This is a genomic window from Cupriavidus sp. 30B13 (genome assembly GCF_049059565.2).
Lineage (GTDB): Bacteria > Pseudomonadota > Gammaproteobacteria > Burkholderiales > Burkholderiaceae > Cupriavidus.
Genome location: NZ_CP188223.1, coordinates 790,584 through 811,110 on the forward strand (window position 1 = coordinate 790,584; position 20,527 = coordinate 811,110).

At 68.8% G+C, this 20,527-nt stretch carries 17 protein-coding genes; 12 read left to right on the top strand and 5 right to left on the bottom strand.

The genetic code is table 11. From position 1 onward, the window contains the following. The first annotated feature begins 100 nt into the window (after nt 1-100). Nucleotides 101-703, top strand: a complete 603-nt coding sequence (locus ACKI2N_RS03735) for a short chain dehydrogenase (protein WP_420995888.1) — start codon at nt 101-103, stop codon at nt 701-703. Here the strand turns inward: ACKI2N_RS03735 and mobB are convergent. Further along, nucleotides 688-1,215, bottom strand: a complete 528-nt coding sequence (gene mobB, locus ACKI2N_RS03740) for a molybdopterin-guanine dinucleotide biosynthesis protein B (protein ID WP_420995890.1) — start codon at nt 1,213-1,215, stop codon at nt 688-690. The genes ACKI2N_RS03735 and mobB overlap by 16 nt on opposite strands. A 131-nt stretch (nt 1,216-1,346) precedes the next feature. On the opposite strand from mobB, the gene clsB reads away from it, so the two are divergent. The 6 genes from clsB (at nt 1,347) to ACKI2N_RS03770 (ending at nt 10,335) form a co-directional block, all read left to right on the top strand. Then, a complete protein-coding gene (gene clsB, locus ACKI2N_RS03745; RefSeq protein WP_420995892.1) occupies nt 1,347-2,681 on the top strand; it encodes a cardiolipin synthase ClsB in 1,335 nt (444 codons plus the stop codon). Between the two features lie 375 nt (nt 2,682-3,056). After that, on the top strand, nt 3,057-3,647 hold the full coding sequence (locus tag ACKI2N_RS03750) for a TetR/AcrR family transcriptional regulator (protein WP_420996010.1): 591 nt from the start codon (nt 3,057-3,059) through the stop codon (nt 3,645-3,647). Nucleotides 3,648-3,720: 73 nt separating this feature from the next. Continuing rightward, the gene (locus tag ACKI2N_RS03755) at nt 3,721-5,508 is read left to right on the top strand and encodes an acyl-CoA dehydrogenase C-terminal domain-containing protein (RefSeq protein ID WP_420995893.1); all 1,788 of its coding nucleotides are present in this window, start codon (nt 3,721-3,723) and stop codon (nt 5,506-5,508) included. Nucleotides 5,509-5,754: 246 nt separating this feature from the next. Further along, nucleotides 5,755-8,178, top strand: a complete 2,424-nt coding sequence (locus tag ACKI2N_RS03760) for a 3-hydroxyacyl-CoA dehydrogenase/enoyl-CoA hydratase family protein (protein ID WP_420995895.1) — start codon at nt 5,755-5,757, stop codon at nt 8,176-8,178. Between the two features lie 18 nt (nt 8,179-8,196). Then, nucleotides 8,197-9,396 (top strand): acetyl-CoA C-acyltransferase, encoded by a 1,200-nt coding sequence (locus ACKI2N_RS03765; RefSeq protein WP_420996011.1) that lies wholly within the window; start codon nt 8,197-8,199, stop codon nt 9,394-9,396. A 162-nt stretch (nt 9,397-9,558) separates the two neighbouring features. Then, on the top strand, nt 9,559-10,335 hold the full coding sequence (locus ACKI2N_RS03770) for an enoyl-CoA hydratase (RefSeq protein WP_420995897.1): 777 nt from the start codon (nt 9,559-9,561) through the stop codon (nt 10,333-10,335). Between the two features lie 4 nt (nt 10,336-10,339). On the opposite strand, the gene ACKI2N_RS03775 is transcribed toward ACKI2N_RS03770, so the two are convergent. Next, entirely contained in the window at nt 10,340-12,550 is a 2,211-nt protein-coding gene (locus ACKI2N_RS03775; protein ID WP_420995899.1) for a TonB-dependent receptor, read from the bottom strand. 209 nt (nt 12,551-12,759) lie between these two features. Next, nucleotides 12,760-13,164, bottom strand: coding sequence for an acyl-CoA thioesterase (locus ACKI2N_RS03780; RefSeq protein ID WP_420995901.1), 405 nt, complete (start codon nt 13,162-13,164; stop codon nt 12,760-12,762). A gap of 151 nt (nt 13,165-13,315) precedes the next feature. Between ACKI2N_RS03780 and ACKI2N_RS03785 the strand changes: the two genes are divergently transcribed. From ACKI2N_RS03785 to ACKI2N_RS03800, 4 genes are all read left to right on the top strand, one after another. Beyond that, nucleotides 13,316-15,211 carry an ABCB family ABC transporter ATP-binding protein/permease gene (locus tag ACKI2N_RS03785; protein ID WP_420995903.1) on the top strand — a complete coding sequence of 632 codons (1,896 nt, stop codon included), beginning with the start codon at nt 13,316-13,318 and terminating at the stop codon, nt 15,209-15,211. A gap of 183 nt (nt 15,212-15,394) precedes the next feature. Beyond that, nucleotides 15,395-16,513, top strand: coding sequence for an ABC transporter substrate-binding protein (locus ACKI2N_RS03790; protein ID WP_420995905.1), 1,119 nt, complete (start codon nt 15,395-15,397; stop codon nt 16,511-16,513). Between the two features lie 2 nt (nt 16,514-16,515). After that, nucleotides 16,516-17,382 carry an ABC transporter ATP-binding protein gene (locus tag ACKI2N_RS03795; RefSeq protein WP_420996012.1) on the top strand — a complete coding sequence of 289 codons (867 nt, stop codon included), beginning with the start codon at nt 16,516-16,518 and terminating at the stop codon, nt 17,380-17,382. A gap of 16 nt (nt 17,383-17,398) precedes the next feature. Then, on the top strand, nt 17,399-18,184 hold the full coding sequence (locus ACKI2N_RS03800) for an ABC transporter permease (protein WP_420995907.1): 786 nt from the start codon (nt 17,399-17,401) through the stop codon (nt 18,182-18,184). 64 nt (nt 18,185-18,248) lie between these two features. On the opposite strand, the gene ACKI2N_RS03805 is transcribed toward ACKI2N_RS03800, so the two are convergent. Both ACKI2N_RS03805 and ACKI2N_RS03810 read right to left on the bottom strand, forming a co-directional pair. After that, nucleotides 18,249-18,710 (bottom strand): Lrp/AsnC family transcriptional regulator, encoded by a 462-nt coding sequence (locus tag ACKI2N_RS03805; RefSeq protein ID WP_420995908.1) that lies wholly within the window; start codon nt 18,708-18,710, stop codon nt 18,249-18,251. A 69-nt stretch (nt 18,711-18,779) separates the two neighbouring features. After that, complete coding sequence (locus tag ACKI2N_RS03810) at nt 18,780-19,340, bottom strand: cysteine dioxygenase (RefSeq protein ID WP_420995910.1); 561 nt, start codon at nt 19,338-19,340, stop codon at nt 18,780-18,782. A gap of 174 nt (nt 19,341-19,514) precedes the next feature. Here ACKI2N_RS03810 and ACKI2N_RS03815 point away from each other — a divergent pair, with 174 nt between their 5' ends. Then, a complete protein-coding gene (locus ACKI2N_RS03815) occupies nt 19,515-20,522 on the top strand; it encodes a LysR family transcriptional regulator (protein WP_420995912.1) in 1,008 nt (335 codons plus the stop codon). Nucleotides 20,523-20,527 lie beyond the last annotated feature (5 nt).

Below are 20,527 nucleotides of genomic sequence, written 5' to 3' on the forward strand. Positions count from 1 at the left end.
AGCCCATTTATCGGCGATCTGCCGGCCGCCACAATGGACTGCATCGGCGGCATGAAGGAATGGCCGCCCTGACCGCACACATCCGCAAAAGGAACAGCCAATGAAGAAGATCGTCGTGATCGGTGCCAGCGGCACGCTGGGCAAGGCCGTGGTGGACAACCTGGCGGGCCGCCATGAAGTGATCCGGGTCGGCAAGACCCACGGGGAATTCCAGGTGGACATCACCATCCCGGAATCGGTGCAGGCGCTGTTCGGGCGCCTGGGCAAGGTGGACGGCATCATCTCCACCACCGGCCAGATGTTCTTCGGCCCGGTGACGCAGATGCGCGCCGAGGATTTCGCCATCGGCCTGAACGACAAGCTGCTGGGCCAGGTGCGCCTGGCGCTGGTGGGCCAGCACTACCTGAACGACGGCGGCTCGATCACGCTGACCAGCGGCATCCTCAGCGACCAGCCCATCCATGCCGGCGCCAACGCCTCCAGCGTCAACGCCGCGCTGGACGGCTTCGTGCGCGCCGCCGCGGTGGAGCTGGGCCGCGGCCTGCGCATCAATGCGGTCAGCCCGACCGTGGTGCAGGAATCGTGGGGCGCCTACGGCCCGTTTTTCCCGGGTTTCGAGGCGGTCTCCGCGGCGCGCGTGGCGCTGGCCTACCAGCGCAGCGTCGAAGGCCCGCAGACCGGCCAGGTCTATCGCGTCTGGTAAGCCGGCCTGGCGGCGTGCGCGCGCACCAGCGCGGCGATGGCATCGAGGTCGGCCAGGTCCAGCACCGGCAGCGCGGTAAGCGCCGCCACCGCGCGCGGCTCGTCGGTGGCCACCGCCATCACGCCGGGGAGGTCGCCCCACAGCGGCGCGCGGCCCAGCGCGGGGCGGTAGACCTCCAGCTTGGGAAAGCTGCTGCGCTTGTAGCCTTCCACCAGCACCAGGTCGGTATCGGCGGGCAGCACGGCGAGCGCATCGGCCAGCTCGGGCGACGGCGCGTCCTGCGGGTAGTGGCGCATCAGCGTCAGGTGGCGCGCGCCGACCAGCACCACGTTGGCGCAGCCCGCCTCGCGCATGCGCCAGGAATCCTTGCCGGGCGTATCGGGGTCGAAGCCGTGGTGGGTGTGCTTGACGCCGGCCACGCGCAGGCCGGCGGCAACGAAGCGCGGGATCAACTGGTCCAGCAGCGTGGTCTTGCCGCTGCCGGACGAGCCGGAAATACCGAAAACCTTCACGATGTGGGGGCGCGTGGCGGGATAAAGCGCCGAAGATAGCAGAGATCGGCATGCGCGGTGCGGCAAGGCAGCCGCTGCCGCGCGCGGGCCGAAACATGCGCATGACACCGGCGTGCCTGATAATGTGCCCCATGCCGACGTTTCCGCTTTCGTTTCCCTGTCCGCTGCGGCCGTGCCGCGCCGGCCTCGCCGCCCTGCGCGACGATGCCGACGCGCCCGTGTCGCCACCGGCGCCGCGCCGCGCCGGCCCGCTGCGCTCCGAGTGGCGGCGCGGCAAGCCGCTCGGCGGCAACGACGTGCGGCTGCTGCGCGGCGGCGGGGAGTTCTTCCCCGCGCTGATCGCCGCCATCGACCGCGCGGTCTTCTCGGTCTCGCTGGAGACCTATATCTACGCCGACGACGAGGTGGGCGTGGCCGTGACCGACGCGCTGGTGCGCGCCGCCGCGCGCGGCGTGACCGCGCGGCTGGTGGTGGACGGCTTCGGCGCCGGCGACATGCCCGCCGCGCTGGCCGCGCGCCTGCGCGAGGGCGGCGTGGCGCTCAAGGTGTTCCGTCCGCTGCGCGGCTTCCGCCTGGCGCGGCGCAACCTGCGCCGGCTGCACCGCAAGCTCGCCGTGATCGACCAGCAGGTCGGCTTCGTCGGCGGCATCAACATCATCGACGACCACAACCACGGCCCCTTCGAGAGCGCGGGCCTGGGCCCGCGCTACGACTTCGCCGTGGAAGTGCGCGGCCCGCTGGTCGGCCAGATCGCGCTGAGCGCGGAGCGCCTGTGGTGGCAGCTTACGCTGCGCGGCGAGATGCGCAGCGTGGGCCTGGCCGGGGTGGCGGCCGAATTCCCGCTGATCACCGACCTGCCGCTGCCGCGCCAGGATCTGGCCGGCGGCATGCGCGCCGCGCTGCTGCTGCGCGACAACCTGCGCAACCGCCGCGCCATCGAGCGCCAGTACCTGCACGCGCTGGGCAGCGCGCGGCGCGAGGTGATCATCGCCAACGCCTATTTCCTGCCCGGCTACAAGATGCGGCGCGCGCTGCTGGCCTGCCGCGAGCGCGGCGTGCGCGTGCGCCTGCTGCTGCAGGGCATGGTCGAGTACCGGCTCCAGCACTACGCCACGCATGCGCTCTACGCCACCCTGCTCGGCGCCGGGGTGGAGATCTACGAATACGCCGACAGCTTCCTGCACGCCAAGGTGGCGGTGGTCGACGACGCCTGGGCCACGGTCGGCTCCAGTAATATGGATCCCTTCAGCCTGCTGCTCGCGCGCGAGGCCAACGTGGCGGTCTACGACGCCGGCTTCTGCGCCGGCCTGCGCCACGAGCTGGAGCATGCCATCGCCACGCGCAGCAGCGAGGTCAAGGCCGACACGCACGCGCGCCGTTCCGCGCTGCGGCGCGTGGGCAGCTGGGCCGCCTACATGGTGTTGCGCATCGGCGTGGTGGTGGCCGGGGTGACCGGGCGCTACTGAGCGTGCCCGCCGCGTCTTTGTTGCTCCGCAATGGCGCGGGCGGGATGAAGCGGCGGCGCGGCGCGGCGCCGCCATGCGGCGGCTTGTTGCGCCGCATCGGAGCGCGCCGCTGCGTTTAGAAACGCCGGTCTAATTAAATGCTTGCCGCCGAAGGGCGCCATCACAATAATCTGAACGACCGTTCTTTTTTGCCTTAGACTGCGTGCATTCGCGTCTGCCGGGGAGCGTCTTTCAGGGCCGCCGGGCAGCGAAAAACAGCATTACGTCAGGGTCATCGCGCGGCGGCGAACAGGATCGCGCCGCGCCGAACGGAGAAAAATCATGCGACACCAGTCTGCCCGTCTCGAATCCGCCGCTTCCGCGTCTCCCGCGCCCATGCGCAAGGGGGAAATGACGCGCGTGGCGATTCTGGATGCCGCGCTGGAACTGTCGTCCCGCGACGGGCTCGAGGGTTTGACCATCGGGCTGCTCGCGGAACGCATGCAGATGAGCAAGAGCGGCGTGTTCGCGCATTTCGGTTCGCGCGAGGACCTGCAGGTGGAAGTGGTGCGCGAGTATCACCGGCGTTTCGAGCAGGAGGTGTTCTACCCCTCGCTGCACGAGCCGCGCGGGCTGCCCCGGCTGCAATCCATGGTGCGGCGCTGGATGGAAAAACGCATCCAGGAGGTGACCACGGGCTGCATCTATATCAGCGGGGCGGTGGAATACGACGACCGCGCGGAAAGCCCGGTGCGTGACGAGCTGGTCAAGAGCGTCACCATCTGGCGCGCCGCGCTCACGCGCGCCATCGACCAGGCCAAGGAAGAGGGGCACCTGCGCGCGGACTGCGATCCGCGCCTGATGCTGTTCGAGATGTACAGCCTTGAACTAGGCTTGCATCATGACGCCCGCTTCCTGCGCCTGCCCACCAGCGCCGAGCTTGCCATGGTCGCGCTCAACAAGTTGATCCAGTCTTACCGTACCTGACGCCGCGCGGCGTCCGTGCCGGACCGTGCACGGGTGGCGTAGCGGCTTTGCAAATACCTCCAAGGAGTCTTTGATGGGCCAGTACACCGCACCGTTGCGCGACATGCAGTTCGTGCTCCATGAATTGCTCGGCGTGGAAGCCGAACTCAAGGCGATGCCCAGGCATGCCGACGTCGACGCGGACACCATCAACCAGGTGCTCGAGGAAGCCGGCAAGTTCTGCTCCGAGGTGGTGTTCCCGCTCAACCAGAGCGGCGACCGCGAAGGCTGCACCTACGTCGGCGACGGCGTGGTGACCGCGCCCAAGGGCTTCAAGGAAGCCTACCGGCAGTACGTCGAAGCCGGCTGGCCGGCGCTGGGCTGCGATCCGGAATACGGCGGCCAGGGCCTGCCCATCCTGGTCAACAACGCCCTGTTCGAGATGCTGAACTCGGCCAGCCAGGCGTGGACCATGTACCCGGGCCTGTCGCACGGCGCCTACGAGGCGCTGCACGCGCACGGCACGCCCGAGCTGCAGAAGACCTACCTGCCCAAGCTGGTGTCCGGCGAGTGGACCGGCACCATGTGCCTGACCGAGCCGCATTGCGGCACCGACCTCGGCATCCTGCGCAGCAAGGCCGAGCCGCAGGCCGACGGCTCCTACCGCATCACCGGCACCAAGATCTTCATCTCGGCCGGCGAGCACGACCTCTCGGCCAACATCATCCACCTGGTGCTGGCGCGCCTGCCGGACGCGCCGCAGGGCACCAAGGGCATCTCGCTGTTCGTGGTGCCCAAGTTCATCCCCGACGCCAGCGGCGACCCGGGCGAGCGCAACGGCATCAAGTGCGGCTCGATCGAGCACAAGATGGGCATCCACGGCAACGCCACCTGCGTGATGAACCTGGACGGCGCGCGCGGCTGGATGGTGGGCGAGCCCAACAAGGGCCTCAACGCCATGTTCGTGATGATGAACGCGGCGCGCCTGGGCGTGGGCATGCAGGGCCTGGGCCTGACCGAGGTGGCCTACCAGAACTCGCTGGCTTACGCCAAGGACCGCCTGCAGATGCGCGCGCTGACCGGCCCCAAGGCGCCGGACAAGCCGGCCGACCCGATCATCGTCCACCCCGACGTGCGCCGCATGCTACTGACGCAGAAGGCCTACGCCGAAGGCGGCCGCGCGTTCAGCTACTGGACCGCGCTGCAGATCGACCGCGAGCTGTCGCACCCGGACGAAGCCGTGCGCAAGCAGGCCGGCGACCTGGTGGCGCTGCTCACGCCGGTGATCAAGGCGTTCCTGACCGACAACGCGTTCACCGCCACCAACGAAGGCATGCAGGTGTTCGGCGGCCACGGCTACATCGCCGAGTGGGGCATGGAGCAGTACGTGCGCGACGCGCGCATCAACATGATCTACGAAGGCACCAACACCATCCAGGCGCTGGACCTGCTGGGCCGCAAGATCCTCGGCGACATGGGCGCCAAGCTGAAGGCCTTCGGCAAGATCGTGCAGGAATTCGTCGAGCAGGAGGGCACCAGCGAAGCCATGCAGGAGTTCGTCAACCCGCTGGCCGACCTGGGCGACAAGGTGCAGAAGCTGACCATGGAAATCGGCATGAAGGCGATGGCCAACCCCGACGAAGTCGGCGCGGCCGCGGTGCCTTACCTGCGCGTGGTGGGCCACCTGGTGTTCTCGTATTTCTGGGCCCGCATGGCCAAGGTGGCGCTGGAGAAGGAAGCCGCCGGCGACAAGTTCTACACCAGCAAGCTGGCCACGGCCCGCTTCTACTTCGCCAAGCTGCTGCCGGAGACGGCCGCCGAGATCCGCAAGGCGCGTGCCGGCTCGGCCAGCCTGATGGCGCTGGACGCGGATCTGTTCTGATCTTCGCGGTTGCCATTGCGCGTGCGCTTCCGGCGATGCGGCAGGTTGGCTCCCCTCTCCCATGCAATGGGAGAGGGGCCGGGGGAGAGGGTCGGCGGTTCGACAGGCGACGTCGCCTGAACGAGCGCCCGCCCTCTCCCCCAACCCCTCTCCCGCAAGCGGGAGAGGGGAGCCAGCCGCCAGCATGACCGGACGCACGCGGGCAACCCCCTCTCTTCTCAACGCTCACTTCTCCTAGGAGCGCGCATGTCCAATTTCATCGTCAAGAAGGTCGCCGTGCTGGGTGCCGGCGTCATGGGGGCGCAGATCGCGGCGCATCTCGTCAATGCCCGCGTGCCGGTGGTGCTGTTCGATCTTCCCGCCAGGGAAGGCGCCAAGAACGGCATTTCGCTCAAGGCCATCGAGAACCTCAAGAAGCTCTCCCCGGCGCCGCTCGGCATCAAGGAGGAAGCCTCGCTGATCCAGGCCGCCAACTACGAGGACGACATCGGCCTGCTCAAGGAATGCGACCTGGTGATCGAGGCGATCGCCGAGCGCATGGACTGGAAGCATGACCTGTACAAGAAGGTCGCGCCGCACCTGGCATCGCACGCCATCTTCGCCACCAATACCTCCGGGCTGTCGATCACCGCGCTGTCGGAGGGGTTCGACGCGGACCTCAAGTCGCGCTTCTGCGGCGTGCACTTCTTCAACCCGCCGCGCTACATGCACCTGGCCGAGCTGATCCCGACCGCCGCCACGCAGCCCGCCATCCTGGACCGCCTGGAGACGTTCCTGACCTCCACGCTCGGCAAGGGCGTGGTGCGCGCCAGGGACACCCCCAACTTCATCGCCAACCGCGTCGGCATCTTCTCGATCCTGGCGGTGTTCGCCGAGGCCGAGAAATACGGCATCCCGTTCGACGTGGTGGACGACCTGACCGGCGCCAGGCTGGGCCGCGCCAAGTCCGCCACCTTCCGCACCGCCGACGTGGTGGGCCTGGACACCATGGCCCACGTCATCAAGACCATGCAGGACACGCTGCAGGACGACCCGTTCGCGCCGGTCTACAAGACGCCGGCCGTGCTCAAGGGACTGGTGGACGCGGGCGCGCTGGGGCAGAAGACCAGCGCCGGCTTCTACAAGAAGGAAGGCAAGGCCATCAAGGTGCTGGACCCGAAGACCGGCCAGTACGTCGACGCCGGCAAGAAGGCCGACGAGATCGTGGTGCGCATGCTGAAGAAGGAGCCGGCCGAGCGCATCAGGCTGCTGCGCGAATCCGCCAATCCGCAGGCGCAGTTCCTGTGGGCGGTGTTCCGCGACGTGTTCCACTACATCGCCGTCTACCTCGAGCAGATCGCCGGTTCGGCCGCCGACATCGACCTGGCGATCCGCTGGGGCTTCGGCTGGAACTCCGGCCCGTTCGAGGACTGGCAGGCGGCCGGCTGGAAGCAGGTGGCCGAGTGGGTGAAGGAAGACGTGGAAGCCGGCAAGGCGCTAGCGCAGGCCGCGCTGCCGGCGTGGGTGTTCGCCGGTCCCGTGGCCGAGGCCCAGGGCGTGCACAGTGCCCAGGGCTCGTGGTCGCCCGCGGCCGGCGCGTTCGTCCGGCGCGCCGAATTGCCGGTCTACCGGCGCCAGGTGTTCCGCGCCGCGCTCAGGGGCACGGCCGCGGCCGATCCGCGCAAGGCGGGCCGCACGGTGCAAGAGAACGATGCGGTGCGCATCTGGGTGAGCGAGGGCCAGGACGACGTGCTGGTGGTCTCGTTCAAGAGCAAGATGAACACCATCGGGCCGGACGTGATCGACGGACTCACGCGCGCCATCGACCTGGCCGAGGCGGAGTACAAGGGCCTGGTGGTGTGGCAGCCGACCTCGCTGCAGCTCGGCGCGCCGGGCGGTCCGTTCTCGGCGGGCGCCAACCTGGAAGCCGCGATGCCGGCCTTCATGATGGGCGGCGCCAAGGGCATCGAACCCTTCGTCAAGACATTCCAGGACGGCATGATGCGCGTGAAGTACAGCGCCGTGCCGGTGGTGGCGGCGGCGTCCGGCATCGCGCTGGGCGGCGGCTGCGAGCTGATGCTGCATTCGGCCGCGCGCGTGGCCGCGCTGGAGACCTACGTCGGCCTGGTGGAAGTGGGCGTGGGCCTGGTGCCGGCCGGCGGTGGCCTCAAGGAGGCGGCGCTGGCCGCGGCACGCGCCGCGCAGGCGGCGGGCAGCACCAACTACCTGCAGTTCGTCACCAGCCGTTTCCAGAGCGCGGCCATGGCCAAGGTCTCGGCGTCGGCGCTGGAGGCGCGGGCGATGGGCTACCTGCAGCCGTCGGACGCCATCGTGTTCAACGTGCACGAGCTGCTGCACGTGGCGCAGCACACCGTGAGCGCGCTGGCCGACGCCGGCTACCGCGCGCCGCTGCCGGCGCTGGTGCCGGTGGCGGGCCGCTCGGGCATCGCCACCATCAAGGCGCAGCTGGCCAACATGCGCGACGGCGGCTTCATCTCCGCGCACGACTTTCTGATCGCCAGCCGCATTGCCGAGGTGGTGTGCGGCGGCGACGTCGAGGCCGGCTCGCTGGTCAGCGAGGAATGGCTGCTGGCGCTGGAGCGCCGCGCCTTTGTCGAGCTGCTCGGCACGGGCAAGACCCAGGAACGCATCATGGGCATGCTGCAGACCGGCAAGCCGGTGCGCAACTAAGGCAAGCGAGGAACCGACATCATGAAACAACTGCAAGACGCATACATCGTTGCCGCGACCCGCACGCCGATCGGCAAGGCGCCCAAGGGCGCGTTCAGGAACACCCGGCCGGACGACCTGCTGGCCACCATCCTGCGCGCGGCCGTGGCGCAGGTGCCCAACCTCGATCCCGCTCTGATCGAGGACGCCATCGTCGGCTGCGCGATTCCGGAAGCGCAGCAGGGGCTGAACGTGGCGCGCATCGGCGCGCTGCTGTCGGGCCTGCCGGTCAGCGTGGGCGGCATCACCGTCAACCGCTTCTGCGCCTCGGGCGTGTCGGCGGTGGCGATGGCGGCCGACCGCATCCGCGTGGGCGAGTCCGACGTGATGATCGCCGCCGGCGTGGAGTCGATGAGCATGGTGCCGATGATGGGCAACTCGCCGTCGATGTCGCCGTCGATCTTCGCGCGCGACGAGAACATCGGCATCGCCTACGGCATGGGCCTGACCGCCGAGAAGGTGGCCAGCCAGTGGAAGGTCAGCCGCGAGGACCAGGACGCCTTCTCGCTGGCATCGCACCAGAAGGCGACGCGCGCGCAGCAGGCCGGCGAGTTCGCCGACGAGATCACGCCGGTGGAGATCGTCGAGAAATTCCCCGACCTGGCCACCGGCCAGGTCGACGTCAAGACGCGCACCATCGCGCTCGACGAAGGCCCGCGCCCGGAGACCTCGCTCGAAGGGCTGGCCAGGCTGCGCCCGGTGTTCGCCAGCAAGGGCAGCGTCACCGCCGGCAACAGCTCGCAGACCTCGGACGGCGCCGGCGCGCTGATCCTGGTCTCGGAGAAGATCCTCAAGCAGTTCAACCTGGTGCCGCTGGCGCGCTTCGTCTCGTTCGCGGTGCGCGGCGTGCCGCCCGAGATCATGGGCATCGGTCCCAAGGAGGCGATTCCCGCGGCGCTCAAGGCGGCGGGCCTGAGGCAGGACCAGATCGACTGGATCGAGCTCAACGAAGCCTTTGCCGCGCAGGCGCTGGCGGTGACGCGCGACCTCGGCCTGGACCCCGACAAGGTCAACCGCATGGGCGGCGCCATCGCCCTGGGCCACCCGCTCGGCGCCACCGGCGCGATCCGCTCCGCCACCGTGGTGCACGCGCTGCGACGCCATGACCTGAAGTACGGCATGGTGACCATGTGCGTGGGCACGGGCATGGGCGCGGCAGGGATCTTCGAGCGCGTCTGAGCGCGCCGCCGCCGCAGGGGCCGCGGGAACACGGATTCGCGCCGTGGCCGCGCGGCCGCGCGGCCCGTTTGCCTGTTTTGCCCGTTTTGCCATTGTCCCGGCCGGTTGCGGCAGGCCGGGGCCCATGCCGGTCGACCCGGCCAGCAAGGAGCAGACCATTCCATGAGCATTCTCACCACCATCGAGCAGGGCATCCTGACCATCGAGTTCGACCGGCTCGACAAGAAGAACGCGATCACCGCGGCGATGTACCAGGCCATGGCCGACGCGCTGCGCGCGGCCGAGACCGACCCGGCGGTACGCGCGATCCTGCTGCGCGGCAAGCCCGAGGTATTCACCGCGGGCAACGACCTCGAAGATTTCATGAAGCGTCCGCCGACCGGCGGCGAAGGCGCGGAACCGGCGCCCGTGTTCCAGTTCCTGCAGCAGATCAGCCAGGCCGGCAAGCCGCTGGTGGCCGCGGTGAGCGGCCCGGCGGTCGGCGTGGGCACCACCATGCTGCTGCATTGCGATCTGGTCTACGCCTCCGAGACGGCGCGGCTGTCGCTGCCGTTCGCGCAGCTCGGGCTGTGCCCGGAAGCCGCCTCGAGCCTGCTGCTGCCGCGCCTGCTGGGCTACCAGCGCGCGGCGGAAAAGCTGCTGCTGGGCGAGGCCTTCGGCGCGCAGGAAGCGCAGCAGATCGGCCTGGTCGCGCGCGTGCTGCCGGTGGCGGAGCTGCATGAGTTCGCCTGGCAGCAGGCGCGCAAGCTGGCGGCGCTGCCGGCCTCTTCGCTGCGCGAGACCAAGCGCCTGATGAAGGGCGGCGACAAGGCCGCGGTGCTGGCCAGGATGGCGGAGGAAGGCGAATCGTTCCGGCGCATGCTGCAGGCGCCGGAGGCGAAGGAAGCCTTCACCGCGTTCTTCGAGAAGCGCAAGCCCGATTTCTCGCGCTTCGACTGACGCGTCAGAACGAATAGACCGCGCTCAGGATGGCGACGCGGCCGTCGCCGTATTCGAGCGCCGACGAGCGCGAGGCGGTGCCCAGCGACTGCCGCACCCGCTCCACATACGCCTTGTTGAACAGGTTGTCGATGTTCAGCTGGAACCTGAGGTTCTTGTTCGGCGCGTAGCCGATCATGGCGTTGTGCACGAAGTAGCTGCCGAGCGTGCCGTCGCCGGCCGAGGTCACGTTGCGCCTGCCGACGTAGCGCGCGCCGTAGCCCAGGGTCCAGCCGGCCGGGAGCTGGTAGGTGGTCCACAGGCTGAGGGTGTGCGCCGGCGTGTTGGCCAGCGCCTTGCCTTCGCGCGCGGGCGCGGACGGCGACTGGCGCGTGGTGCTGTCGAGATAGGTGTAGCTGGCCAGCACGTCCCACTGCGGCGTCAGCTTGCCGGCCGTGCCCAGTTCCAGGCCGCGCACGCGCTGCTTGCCCGCCAGCGCGTAGCTGCCGTCGGCCAGCCGTTCGCGCGCGTTGCTCTTGTCGACCTGGAACAGCGCCCCGTTCACGCTCAGGCGGCGCGCCAGGAACTCCCATTTGGTGCCGACTTCGAAGGTCCTGTTCTTTTCCGGCGAGAGCGAGGCGGTGCTCTTGTCCAGGCCCGAGCCGGTGGTCACCAGGTGCTCGGCGGACGGATTGAAGGCGGTGCCGTAGGCGGCATAGACGCGGCCGTTGCCGGCGGGCTTGAAGACCACCCCGGCGCGCGTGCTGAGCTGGCGGTCGGCGCTGTCGGCGCGCTCCATGGGCTTGCCCGCCGGCGTGCTCTCGGAGGTGCCGTCTATCCAGTCATAGCGCAGGCCCAGGCTCAGGTCCCAGGATTTGCCCAGGGCGACGGTGTCGAGCGCATACAGTGCCTTTACGTCCAGCCAGGTCCTGTTGTTGCCGCTGTCCTGCCGCTGGACCGGGCCGCTCCAGAAGCCCGGCGGGTTGTAGAGGTCGTAGCCGCTGGCGGGGTAGTACTTGGCGAGATTGTAGGAATAGGTGCCGCGGTCGTAGGACTCGCGCGAGATCTCGAAGCCGCTGACCAGCGTGTGCGCCAGCCCGAAGGTATCGAACTGGCCGGTCAGGTTGGTCTGGTTGATCCACATGGCGGTGGTCGAGTCGCGGCCATAGCCCTGCGGGCCGGCCGGCCTGTAGCGCCCCGGCGGCAGCTTGGTCTGGTCGACGTGCGAGGCCGAGATGACCGTGTCGCGGTGCAGCCGCGAGTAGCGCGTCAGGTTCTGCAGCTTGAGCTTGTCGCTGAATTCGTGTTCGAGCCTGGCGGTCACGGCATCGCTGGTGATGTCTTCCTTGTCGAGGTTGCGCCAGCCGAAGTAGCTGTGCCGCCCGACGCCGGCCAGCGGGTTGCCGTTGAGCGCCGGCACGCCGTAGTCGGGCAGGTTGTCGTCGCGCTGGTGGAAATAGCTCAGCGTCAGGCGTGTCGGCGATTTCAGGCCGAACACGATCGACGGCGCCATGCCCCAGCGTTGCCGGTCGACCGGGCCGCGGCCCGGCACGTCGTTCTCGTGCGCCATCAGGTTCAGGCGCACGGCCGACGATTCCCCGCCCCACGGCAGCGGCTGGTTGGTGTCCAGCGTGAGGCGGCGGAAGCTGGCGGTGCCGAGCCCGGCGCCGGCGTGCGTGAAGCGCTCGGCCGTGGGCTGCTTGCTGATCATGTTGATGCTGCCGCCGGTGGTGCCGGCGCCGCCGAACACCGAGTTCGGCCCCTTGATGACCTCGACCGCCTCCAGGTTGAAGAGATCGGTGCGGTTGTTCTGCGCGCTGTCGCGCAGGCCGTCGACCTGCATGTTGGCGTTGGCGCTGAAGCCGCGGATGTTGATGCTGTCGCCCGAGCCGCCGCCGCCCTCGCCGGCGTTGAAGGTGATGCCGGAGATATTGGACAGCACCTGCCGCAGGCTCAGGGCGTTCTGTTCCTCCATCACCTGCCGCGGCACCACCGAGATGGTCTGGGGCGTGTCCAGCAGCGGCGCCGCGTACTTGGCCGATGCCGAGGCGTCGACCTTGGCGCCGGGCAGGAGCGATTCCTTCAGCGTGACCGTCTCCAGCTCGACGTGCCGGCCTTGCCGCTCGCGTTCGCGCTCCTCCGCCAGGACCGGCGTGGCGCAGGCCGCCATTGCCAGCACGGTGCAGGCGAGAGGGCGGCGCGGCGGCAGCGCGACGGATTTTATGTAGCGGCTCATTCTGTACTCCTTATATACGATTGATAATCGTTCGCATTTAAGGGCCAGAAGGGAGGCCGAGGATTCGGAAGCAGCCTAAATCATGTGAGGAAATTTCCGATTTTCCATCGGAGAGCGTGCACTTGAAGTGCTACCGGGCCAGGGCGCCCACGACCCGCGGCGGGTCCGGCGGCCTGGCGGCAGTGTGGGGCAGGGCGGCGGCGGGCGGGTCAGATGGCCGGCAGCACGCGCGGCTGCCGGGTGTCGTCGGTCGCCACGTAGGTCAGCGTGGCCTCGGTTACCTTGACGATTTCGTTGCTGTGGCGCATGCGCTGCGCATAGACCTCCACCGACACCGTGATCGAGGTGCGGCCGGTCTTCTCGATATCGGCGTAGAAGCTCACCAGGTCGCCGACGAAGACGGGATGCTTGAACAGGAACGAGTTCACCGCCACCGTGGCCACGCGGCCCTGCGCGCGCTCCACCGCGGGAATCGAGCCGGCCAGGTCGACCTGCGCCATGATCCAGCCGCCGAACACGTCGCCGTGCACGTTGGCATCGGCCGGCATGGGGACGACGCGCAGCGCGGGATATTTGCCGGGCGGCAGGCAGGGGTGGTCGATGGCTTGGGTCATGATGGGCTGGGGCAGAAGAGACTGGGTTGGGACGGTGCGCCGGCATCGCGGCATGGCCGCAGCACGGACGTGGCAAGGGCCGGTGCGAGCATGGCGCCGGCCAGGCAAGCCGATCTCTGCCACAATCGCATATTCGCCCGAATTCTAACGTATGCGACGCTATTCCCCGCCGGCCGAGCCGTCCCCCGCCCAGCCCGCTTCCCTGTTCGGCAAGTCCAGCGTTCCGCGCAGCGACTGGCAGACGGTGCGCAATCTGCTGCCTTATGTATGGCACTACAAATGGCGCGTGATGCTGGCGCTGGTCTGCCTGGTGGCGGCCAAGGTGGCCAACCTCGGCGTGCCGGTGCTGATGAAGAAGCTGGTGGACAACATGAACGTGCCCGCCGGCAGCGCCGCCGCGCTGCTGGTGGTGCCGGTGGGGCTGATCCTGGCCTACGGCGTGCTGCGGCTGTCCGGCACGCTGTTTACCGAGCTGCGCGAGATCCTGTTCGCCAAGGTCACGCAGAGCGCGGTGCGCGAGATCGCGCTGCAGGTGTTCCGCCACCTGCACGCGCTGTCGCTGCGCTTTCACCTGGAGCGGCAGACCGGCGGCATGAGCCGCGACATCGAGCGCGGCACGCGCGGCATCCAGTCGCTGATCTCGTACTCGCTCTACAGCATCCTGCCGACCCTGGTCGAGATGGGGCTGGTGATGGGCTTCTTCATCCTGCACTACGACATCTGGTTCGCAGCCATCACCGGCTGCGCGCTGGTGAGCTACATCGTCTTCACCATCGTGGTGACCGAGTGGCGCACGCACTTCCGGCGCAGGATGAACGAGCTGGATTCGCGCGCCAACCAGAAGGCGATCGACTCGCTGCTCAACTTCGAGACCGTGAAGTACTTCGGCAACGAGGAATACGAGGCGCGCCGCTACGACGAGAACCTGCTGACCTACCGCTCGGCGGCGATCCGCTCGCAGAACTCGCTGTCCTTCCTCAATTTCGGCCAGCAGGCCATCATCGCCGCCGGGCTGATCCTGATTCTGTGGCGCGCCACCGTGGGCGTGGCGGCGGGCAAGCTCACGCTGGGCGACCTGGTGCTGGTCAACACGCTGATGATCCAGCTCTACATCCCGCTGAACTTCCTCGGCGTGATCTACCGCGAGATCAAGCAGGCCACCACCGACATGGACCGCATGTTCGTGCTGCTGGGCACCAACCGCGAGGTGGCCGACGCGCCGGGCGCGCCGGCGCTGCGCGTGCAGGGCGCGGCGGTGCGCTTCGCGCACGTGGGCTTCGGCTACGAGAGCAACCGCGCCATCCTCGACAACGTGGACTTCACCATCGCGGCGGGCACCACCACCGCGGTGGTGGGCCACAGCGGCTCGGGCAAGTCCACGCTGGCGCGGCTGCTGTTCCGCTTCTACGACGTGGGCAGCGGCGCCATCGAGATCGACGGGCAGGACATCCGCGCGGTCACGCAGGACAGCCTGCGCCGCGCCATCGGCATCGTGCCGCAGGACACCGTGCTGTTCAACGACAGCATCTACTACAACATCGCCTACGGCCGCCCCGAGGCCAGCCACGAGGAGGTCATCGCGGCGGCGCGCGCGGCGCAGATCGACACCTTCATCCGCGAGCTGCCGCAGGGCTACGACACGCCGGTGGGCGAGCGCGGCCTCAAGCTCTCGGGCGGCGAGAAGCAGCGCGTGGCGATCGCGCGCACGCTGCTCAAGAACCCGCCCATCCTGGTCTTCGACGAAGCCACCTCGGCGCTCGATTCGCGCACCGAGCAGGCCATCCAGGCCGAGCTGATCCGGCTGGCGCAGAACCGCACCACGCTGCTGATCGCGCACCGGCTCTCGACCGTGGTGCACGCCGACCAGATCCTGGTGATGGACCACGGCCGCATCGTCGAGCGCGGCACCCATGCCGAGCTGATGCGCATGGACGGCCGCTACGCCGAGATGTGGCGCATCCAGGCGCGCAGCGCCGCGCAGAACGCCACGCCGGTGGAAGACGCGACGCTGGCCATCGAGGCGGGCGACGCCACCCAGGACGCCTGAAGCGTCCCGCGGACACGCCGCGGATTGCCGACAATCCGCGGCGGCAAACGCCGCCGGCATATCCCCTTGCACAAGTTTGGTTAGACAAACGGCCGCGGGCTCGCCCCGGCCTGGTGCGCCGGATCATGGCATGCGCCTTGCAGACGGACTCTCCACGAAGACGTTCAACAGGAGAGAGAGTCCATGCCGAAATCCCGTGCCGCCACCCCGATCGATGTCATTGCCGCCGCCATCGTCGCGCCGGCCGCGCCGGCCGCCTCAGCGCTGCGCCGCCGCGTGCTGCAGCTCGGTCTGGCGCTCGGCACCGCGCTGGTGCTGTCGACACAATTCGCCGGCGAGGCGCATGCCCAGACCAAGGTCCGCTTCCAGCTCGACTGGCGCTTCGAGGGGCCGTCCGCGCTGTTCCTGCTCGGCGAGCAGAAGGGCTACTTCAAGGCCGAGAAGCTGGACGTGTCGATCGATGCCGGCAACGGCTCGGGCAACGTGGTCAACCGCGTGGCTTCCGGCACCTATGACATGGGCTTCGCCGACCTGGCCTCGGTGATGGAGTTCTACGGCAACAACCCGGACGCGCGGAACAAGCCGGTGGCCGTGATGATGGTCTACAACAACACGCCGGCGGCCGTGCTGGCGCTGAAGAAATCCGGCATCAGGACGCCGCGCGACCTGGCCGGCAAGAAGCTCGGCGCGCCGGTGTTCGACGCCGGGCGCCGCGCCTTCCCGATCTTCGCCAAGGCCAACGGGCTGCAGGCATCGGGCTTCAACTGGCAGGCGATGGACCCGACCCTGCGCGAGACCATGCTCACGCGCGGCGACCTGGACGCCATCACCGGCTTCTCGTTTACCTCCATCCTCAATCTCAACGCGCGCGGCGTGAAGGACGAGGACATCGTGGTGCTGCCGTATCCGCAGTACGGCGTGAAGCTGTACGGCAACGCGGTGATCGCCTCGGAGGAATTCATCAAGAAGAACCCGGAAGCCGTGAAGGCCTTCCTGCGCGCGTTCGCCAGGTCCGCGCGCGACGTGATCGCCAGCCCGGAAGACGGCATCAAGGCGGTCAAGGCGCGCGACGGCATCATCGACGAGAAGCTCGAGGTCAAGCGCCTGAAGCTGGCGCTGGACAGCGTGGTCAAGTCGCCCGACGCGCGCGCCGAGGGCTTCGGCCGCGTCAGCAAGCCGCGCCTGTCGCTGATGGCGTCGCAGGTGGCCGATGCGTTCGGCACCAAGGGCCGCATCAACCCCGATGCGTTGTGGACCGACGCCTACCTGCCGTCGGCCGCCGAACTGGATGTGCTGCGATGACGATGGGACCTGCTTCGTTGCGCGCGGGCGCGCCGGCAGGACGGGCTGGGACGGACGAAGCGGCCGAGCCGGCGGAAAAGCCCTTCGTCGAGTTCAACCGCGTGTGGCTGGCCTATAACGACGAGCTGGCCCACCAGGGCGAGTTCGCCGTGGAGGACATCTCGCTGCAGGTCGAGCCCGGCGAGTTCATCGCCATCGTCGGGCCTTCGGGCTGCGGCAAGTCCACCTTCATGAAGCTGGCCACCGGCCTGCGCCCGGCCACGCGCGGCGTGGTCCGGATCGCCGGCGAGAAGGTGACCGGCCCGCTCAAGATGGTGGGCATGGCGTTCCAGGCGCCGACGCTGCTGCCGTGGCGCACCACGCTGCAGAACGTGATGCTGCCGCTGGAGATCGTCGAGCCTTACCGCTCCACGCTGCGCGAAAAGCGCGAGGAATACACCGCGCGTGCGCGCGAGCTGCTGCGCACGGTGGGGCTGGCCGGCTACGAGGACAAGTACCCGTGGCAGCTTTCCGGCGGCATGCAGCAGCGCGCCTCGATCTGCCGCGCGCTGATCCACGAGCCGCGCATGCTGCTGCTCGACGAGCCGTTCGGCGCGCTCGACGCCTTCACGCGCGAGGAACTCTGGTGCGTGCTGCGCGACCTGTGGCAGGCGCGCCGCTTCAACGTGATCCTGGTCACCCACGACCTGCGCGAAGCGGTGTTCCTGGCCGACACCGTCTACGTGATGAGCCAGCGGCCCGGGCGCATCGTCACGCGCAAGGAGATCGACCTGCCGCGCCCGCGCGACCTCGACCTGACCTATACCGAACCCTTCGCCGATCTCGTGCACGCGCTGCGCGAGAAGATCGGCCACGTCCGCCAGCACTGACCATGGGCACTTTCGCATGAGCACCTTTTCTTCCCCGATGAGCGCCGCGCGGCAGCGCCGCGTGCAGCGCGTGGCGCCATGGCTGCTGCTGGCCGCGTTCCTGGCGCTGTGGCAGGGCGCGTGCCTGGCGTTCGGCCTGTCGGACTTCATCCTGCCCAGCCCGGGCGCCATCGTCACCGCGCTGTTCGACTACAGGGACGTGATCGCCGGCCACGCCTGGCGCACCTTCTGGACCACCATGGTCGGCTTCGGCCTGGCCATCGTGGTCGGCGTGGCGCTGGGACTGGTGATGGGGTCGTCCAAGCTGGCCTACGCGGCCGGCTATCCGCTGATGACGGCCTTCAACGCGCTGCCCAAGGCGGCCTTCGTGCCGATCCTGGTGGTGTGGTTCGGCCTCGGCGCCGGGCCGGCGATCCTGACCGCGTTCCTGATCTCGTTCTTCCCGATCATGGTCAATATCGCCACCGGCCTGGCCACGCTCGAGCCCGAGCTGGAGGACGTGCTGCGCGTGCTTGGTGCAAAGCGCACCGATGTGTTGCTCAAGATCGGGCTGCCGCGCTCGATGCCGTTCTTCTTCGCCTCGCTCAAGGTGGCCATCACGCTGGCCTTCGTCGGCACCACGGTGTCGGAGATGAGCGCGGCCAACGAAGGCATCGGCTACCTGCTGGTGTCGGCCGGCTCGGCCATGAAGATGCCACTGGCCTTCGCCGGGCTGGTGGTGATCGCGGTGATGGCGATGGTGATGTACGAATTCTTCGCGGTGGTGGAGCGCAGGATGACGGGCTGGGCCAGCCGGGGATGAAAGCACCGGGGATTTTCGCGCGGCGTTGGCGCATCCCGTCGGCTTCACCGGGCGTCGCGGATATTTATGCCGCGTAGTCCAGCGGCAGCGCCGTGGTGTACTTGATCTGCTCCATGGCGAAGCTGGAGCTGACGTCGGCCAGCTCCGCGCCCTGGATCAGCTTCTTGTAGACGCGGTCGTAGGCGGCGATGTCCGGCACCACCACGCGCAGCAGGTAGTCGGTGTCGCCGGCCATGCGGTAGAACTCGGTGACTTCGGGAATCGAGGCGACCAGGTCGTGGAAGGTCTTGAGCCACTTGACGCTGTGCTGGCTGGTGCGGACCGAGACGAACACCGTCACGCCCACGTTGAGCAGCGCCGGGTCCAGCAGCGCCACGCGCTTGCGGATCACGCCGCTTTCCTCCAGCTTCTGCATGCGCCGCCAGCACGGCGTGGAGGTGAGGCCGACGCGCTCGCCGAGTTCGGCCACCGGCACGGTGGCGTCTTCCTGCAGGGCGGCGAGTATCTGGCGGTCGTAGCGGTCCATGGCGTGGCTCCTGCTCTGGGTCCTGGCATGCAGCGTCGGTCGGGTGCCCGGCCGCGCGCCGCCCGGGAATCAGGCCGCGTCGACCAGCAGGTTCACACCGCTGCCGATGTGTTCCTGGTCCACCCCGTAGATATGCAGCGACACGGCTACCTCGTCGCCGTCGTTGCCGAGCGCGTGGATATGGCGCAGGCCGGCCGGCACGCTGAAGGTGTCGCCCACGGTGCGCGACATTTCGCCGCACTGCCGCGCGCGCTGCGCCTGCGCGTCCCAGCGGTAGTGGCGCTCGTGCAGCGTGCCTTGCAGCACGCGGTAGGCGCACCAGGTCTGGTGGCCGTGCACCGGGCTGTGCTGGCCGGGCCGCCAGACCAGCAGCATGGCCGAGTAGCGCGCCAGCGGATCGGCGTGGACCAGGTAGCGCACATAGCCGTGCGGGGAGCCGGCGCGCAGCGCTTCGGGCAGCAGCGCCAGCAGGGCGTCGTCGTCCGGCAGGCTGTCCTCGATGCCCTGCGCCACCAGGCGCGCGCTGGCCGCGAAGGCCGCGGACATGCCCGCGGAAAGCGGGGCGAACATGCCGGGGTACAGGGCCTGGCGGGGGATGGCATCGGCTGCGCCGGCTTGCTGGGTGGCCATGGCGGGCTCCTTGTTGGTCTGCGACCATCATAGCGCCGCGCCCGTAGCAAACACGTGCGTCTTGTCGTGCAAATCTGGGTGAAAGTGTAACTTGATTCTATATAAATGCAAGAAAATAGAATTTCATTCCTGAACCCGCGCCGGCCGCCGGCGGCCGGTGGATAATGCCGCCTCATGGAAATCAAATGGCTTGAAGACTTCGTCAGCCTGGCCGAGACGCACAGCTTCTCGCGCTCGGCCGAGCAGCGCCACGTGACGCAGCCCGCGTTCTCGCGCCGGATCCAGTCGCTGGAGTCCTGGGTGGGCACGGAGCTGATCGACCGCTCCAGCTATCCCACCAGCCTGACGGCGGCCGGCAAGGTGTTCTACGAGCAGGCGCTGGCGATGCTGGCGCAGGTCAGCGAGACGCGCGCGCTGATGCGCGGGCAGCGCTCGGCCAACGGCCACGTGCTGGAATTCGCGGTGCCGCACACGCTGTCGCTGACCTTCTTCCCGGAATGGCTCAAGGCGGTGGAGCGCGAGATCGGCACGCTGCCGTGCCGGCTGCGCGCGCTCAACGTGCACGACGCGGTGCTGGCGCTGGTCGACGGCGGCTGCGACCTGGTGATGGTCTACCACCATGCGCGCCAGGCCATCCAGCTCGACCCGGCGCACTACGACATGATGGTGCTGGGCATCGAGCGGCTGTCGCCGTACAGCGTGCCCGACGCCGCCGGCAAGCCGCTGTACCGGCTGCCGGGCACCGACAAGAAGCCGGTGCCGTTCCTCAGCTACACGCCCAACGCCTTCCTCGGCCGCATGGTGGACATGCTGTTGAACGAGACCACCGACAAGCTCAAGCTCGACAAATGCTATGAGACGGACATGGCCGAGGCGCTCAAGGTGATGGCGCTGGCCGGGCACGGCATGGCGTTCCTGCCCGAAAGCGCGGTGCGCGAGGAACTGGCGCGGCACCGGCTGGTGCGGGCCGAGCCGGCGCGCGGCGCGCCGCTGTCGATCGACATGGAAATCCGGCTCTACCGCGAAAAGCCGGGCGAGCAGGCCAGCGAACGGCGCAGCGCGCAGCAGCGCAACAAGCGCCAGCTGGTCGAGCGCGTGTGGAATTCGCTGGCGGCGCGCCGCCTGCCCGCGCAACCACCGGAAGGCGGCACGGCCGGCGCCGCGGCAAGCGCGGCCGCGTAGCCGCG

Excerpts from the sequence above, each read along its gene's own strand:
- ACKI2N_RS03775 (WP_420995899.1), bottom strand. The coding sequence starts at position 12,550 with ATGAGCCGCTACATAAAATCCGTCGCGCTGCCGCCGCGCCGCCCTCTC.
- ACKI2N_RS03785 (WP_420995903.1), top strand. The coding sequence starts at position 13,316 with ATGCGACGCTATTCCCCGCCGGCCGAGCCGTCCCCCGCCCAGCCCGCT.
- clsB (WP_420995892.1), top strand. The coding sequence starts at position 1,347 with ATGCCGACGTTTCCGCTTTCGTTTCCCTGTCCGCTGCGGCCGTGCCGC.
- ACKI2N_RS03815 (WP_420995912.1), top strand. The coding sequence starts at position 19,515 with ATGGAAATCAAATGGCTTGAAGACTTCGTCAGCCTGGCCGAGACGCAC.
- ACKI2N_RS03735 (WP_420995888.1), top strand. The coding sequence starts at position 101 with ATGAAGAAGATCGTCGTGATCGGTGCCAGCGGCACGCTGGGCAAGGCC.
- ACKI2N_RS03760 (WP_420995895.1), top strand. The coding sequence starts at position 5,755 with ATGTCCAATTTCATCGTCAAGAAGGTCGCCGTGCTGGGTGCCGGCGTC.
- ACKI2N_RS03810 (WP_420995910.1), bottom strand. The coding sequence starts at position 19,340 with ATGGCCACCCAGCAAGCCGGCGCAGCCGATGCCATCCCCCGCCAGGCC.
- ACKI2N_RS03795 (WP_420996012.1), top strand. The coding sequence starts at position 16,516 with ATGGGACCTGCTTCGTTGCGCGCGGGCGCGCCGGCAGGACGGGCTGGG.
- ACKI2N_RS03780 (WP_420995901.1), bottom strand. The coding sequence starts at position 13,164 with ATGACCCAAGCCATCGACCACCCCTGCCTGCCGCCCGGCAAATATCCC.
- ACKI2N_RS03750 (WP_420996010.1), top strand. The coding sequence starts at position 3,057 with ATGCGCAAGGGGGAAATGACGCGCGTGGCGATTCTGGATGCCGCGCTG.
- ACKI2N_RS03790 (WP_420995905.1), top strand. The coding sequence starts at position 15,395 with ATGCCGAAATCCCGTGCCGCCACCCCGATCGATGTCATTGCCGCCGCC.
- ACKI2N_RS03805 (WP_420995908.1), bottom strand. The coding sequence starts at position 18,710 with ATGGACCGCTACGACCGCCAGATACTCGCCGCCCTGCAGGAAGACGCC.
- ACKI2N_RS03800 (WP_420995907.1), top strand. The coding sequence starts at position 17,399 with ATGAGCACCTTTTCTTCCCCGATGAGCGCCGCGCGGCAGCGCCGCGTG.
- ACKI2N_RS03755 (WP_420995893.1), top strand. The coding sequence starts at position 3,721 with ATGGGCCAGTACACCGCACCGTTGCGCGACATGCAGTTCGTGCTCCAT.
- ACKI2N_RS03770 (WP_420995897.1), top strand. The coding sequence starts at position 9,559 with ATGAGCATTCTCACCACCATCGAGCAGGGCATCCTGACCATCGAGTTC.